Source organism: Serratia sp. 506_PEND (genome assembly GCF_001076875.1).
Lineage (GTDB): Bacteria > Pseudomonadota > Gammaproteobacteria > Enterobacterales > Enterobacteriaceae > Serratia > Serratia marcescens.
The window spans coordinates 1-3,294 of sequence record NZ_JVEL01000492.1; the positions used below are offsets into that span (position 1 = coordinate 1).

Genomic DNA, 3,294 nt, shown 5'->3' on the forward strand with positions numbered 1-3,294 from the left:
CTGCCATTACCCAACATAGCTGATGCGTTAAACCCTGCCGAAATAGTCCCACTGTACACCAGAGTGTTTTCTATTGCCGGAATTTCATTGACTCTTAAAATGCAAGTGCTTTTATTAGTTTTAAAGGAAAAAAGATATTTCTCATTTATCATGTGATCGACTCCATATGAGGGAAAGGTCAAAAATAAACAACTAAAAAAGAGTAATCCTGGCTGCAGAGTCTTTCTTTTCAAGTTTTTTATATATATTCCACTCAACATCTTTATTCACCTCTGAATCATTACTTATATTGTTTTTCTTGGTTCGACCACCATCATTATCGCCACCACCGCTTCCTGAATCTCCGCCCAAAGACCATGTATAACTGACATAAACCTTAGCAATAACATCACTATGGTAAAGCACTACATCTACTTTACTCGGATCATTGTGATTAGCCTCCAGCCCCACAAAGCCTTCTGCCGACGCCTCACCACCAATTTTCAGAGCACCATTCGCAACATAAAACCGTACACCGGCTCTGAAGTTTACATTCAGTGTCAAATCAAATTTAATGGCTGTATCTTCATTGTACTCTACGTGCCATTTATCTTTCACATCTGAGGTACATTGCAAGGCTAAATCAAATTCACCTTCAACCACCAGCTCGAATGTAGAGCCGACATAAGCTGAGTTTTTCCCTTCCTTATAATCATCTTCCCCTGCATCCAGACCTTCCCTTGCTGCAGCCAGAACGACATCTGCATGATACCAGGCCGCAAATGCCTGCAATAAATCCAGTGTTAGCCTCACCCCAATAAGTGGGGCCATCTCAATTGATAAATTTCGCTGCAGATATAGCTGTGTTGAGTTGCTGTCTTCCTTCAGTTCTCCATCACCTTTCATTTCAATTTGCGGATAGACTATTTCCGTACTCAGCAGTTTGATTTTCGCATCGTTTCCTTCATCAGTTGAGAATGTTTTAATGAACGTATTGATTAATTCATTAGCTTTATTCAGCAACTGAACCTTCTTCTCCTTGCCTTTAAAATCTTTCTTCAGGCTTGTAGAATAATCATAAGGGATCGCACCAAGAGAGCAGTTCAGTTTTCCTTCCATCTCCAGAGCGTTACTGATTTCATATTGCGGCTTTTTCGTCCAGCCACGATTTCCACGTTGGCTTTTTCCCTGAGATTCATTTTCCGCTTTCTGTTGTTGCTTCCGTTCTTTTTCTGTGTACTCCTTAACTTCATGTTCCAGCCCGATTGCCAGGTCTACTTCCCATTTAAAACAGGCAAACACATGGATCCATGTGGACAACACATCACGGGGAGCCATCGATAATAGTGGCGATGCCCCGTTCATAAAGCTCAGTGACTGGCTGACAAAGGGATTGCCTTTACATTCTCCCAGTCGCAGAAGGTAGTCAGTTTTGGGCAGGACATCGAGAACATCAGGTGCCAGAATGTAATCCACCAGAAAATCAACCGAATCAGTCACCTTGTAATAATTGACTTTTGGTACATAATGCAGAAGATAATCAGTCAATCCCTTATTAAAGGTCTGAAGCGTTTTACTGTCAGAGGGGCTATAAATTAGCCCTTGCGGACAGGACGGATTATTTGACACACACCCTTTATCGACCAGGGAAAGTGATAGCGGCAACCCTTTATTGTCGGCGTCCAGTACATCCAGTGAGGTAATAAAATTAGCCTGTTTATAGACGAAATTGCGTGTCCCGGCTGTCATGGAAAACATGTGAATACAGGTATCCGGATTTTTACAGTTACATACCGGGGAACCGGCTTTTAAACTTATCATCGCGTTCCTTTATTATCCTTGAGGTAAACAGCCCATTTCACGGAGCAGCAGGGATTCAGCTTTGAAGACTCCGGTTTCATTAAGGTCATTCAATGCTGTACGGTATTCAGGCGGGAGCATAGCCAGCGACAGATATCCTCTCTGATGAAACAGCCGGAATAACCCCAGAATGCTCCGCTCATCATCAATACCCTGTTGCTTAATCCAGTGATATATTTCACCAATTGCTTCAGTATCTGCTGGTTCGCTATTCGCTTCTGACCAGCTGTTGATCTTATCCACCAGCGTTTCAACATAGCGCTGATCAAACATTTCTGTCAGCGTATCCAGTTGCTCCTGGGATATCTGCAGCATTTTCCGCCGTGACCCGCTCTGGGCATGAAATGATTTTCTCAACTCAGTGAAGTGCTCACGCCGTTCTTCACCCTGCCAGTTCGTTGTAATCGCATTTATCGGTCCAAGAAATGAATGCAGCTCCCATGGAGATAAGACCGATATCAAAGGCCAGATATTGCGCGGATCATAGAAGCGAAAATAAACTGGTGTCTTTTCCCCGGGGAGCAGAACATGTAAATATTTGCGCAGATGCTGACGCAGGGTGACCATATTGGCCTGACTTTCCAGCAATATTCCCCATGGCGACTGACGAACGTTCAGCCAGCCCAGTACATCTTTTGTCGCCAGAATCAGAAAGGGGGCCACACCGAGAATGTCGTCTGCTACTGGCTCAGCGTATAAGCAGGTATGAGGTGGATCTAGAGCTTCCAGCATGCTAAAAACGTCAGGTTCTGCCGCCGCGTCCACAATCGCCCAGGTAATAACATCATCCATTGTTTTTCGTCTCCATCGGACAATGTTCCACAAACAAGGCCCCCTGGGCCGCTGCCGCTTTCAGTATCGCCGGTTCAGCCGGGACCAATAGATCTCCCGGACTGCCACCAGAGTTGAGGTTGATAGTGACTCCTTTCGAATCCACCCCACCATCGTGCAGCGCAATAAATGTATTGCCTACACGTAACGTTAATTTGCTTTTGCTCTGCAACGTGAGATCGCCATGGCTGTCAACACTGAAGGCCCCACTTATCTTCTGCGCCAGGTCCCCCTTTACCGTTACCCCAAGATCCCCCTCAGTCTGTTGCAAATTATTACCACTGATTTTCTGGTTCTGATTCCCTTCAACCGTGACTTTACGGTCGTTGGCAACCACAAGTTCTTCGTCATGCCCGATACTGCTGGTTCGGTTATATTCAACCCGTTCATCCTTGGAATTAAGAACCCGTAACGCCATATTTTTCTGGGCGCGAAGCAGAAGCTCTTCGCTACCGGCGGTATCTTCGAAGGAGAGTTCGTTGTAGCCATCACCCTGAACCGTATCTGAACGCAGAACCATACGGTTTTTATGCAATGGCAACGGATAGGGTGTCAGATTGACCCCATGGAACGTCCGCCCGGTAATAATTGGCTGATCCGGATCCCCTTCCAGAAAGCTCACCA

Annotated in this window: 3 protein-coding genes; all 3 read right to left on the reverse strand. The window is 45.4% G+C overall.

The genetic code is table 11. From position 1 onward, the window contains the following. Nucleotides 1-192: 192 nt before the first annotated feature. A complete protein-coding gene (locus tag ADK28_RS19895; RefSeq protein WP_065429421.1) occupies nucleotides 193-1,800 on the reverse strand; it encodes a hypothetical protein in 1,608 nt (535 codons plus the stop codon). A 12-nt stretch (nucleotides 1,801-1,812) separates the two neighbouring features. Then, nucleotides 1,813-2,631 (reverse strand): DUF4123 domain-containing protein, encoded by an 819-nt coding sequence (locus ADK28_RS19900; RefSeq protein ID WP_048796465.1) that lies wholly within the window; start codon nucleotides 2,629-2,631, stop codon nucleotides 1,813-1,815. After that, nucleotides 2,624-3,294, reverse strand: a 671-nt coding sequence (locus tag ADK28_RS19905) for a bacteriophage T4 gp5 trimerisation domain-containing protein (protein ID WP_414711766.1), incomplete at its 5' end; no start/stop codon positions are given. The genes ADK28_RS19905 and ADK28_RS19900, both read right to left, overlap by 8 nt.

What these genes read in the sequence shown, in the direction of transcription:
- ADK28_RS19900 (WP_048796465.1), bottom strand. Translation starts at nt 2,631, where the DNA reads ATGGATGATGTTATTACCTGGGCGATTGTGGACGCGGCGGCAGAACCT.
- ADK28_RS19895 (WP_065429421.1), bottom strand. Translation starts at nt 1,800, where the DNA reads ATGATAAGTTTAAAAGCCGGTTCCCCGGTATGTAACTGTAAAAATCCG.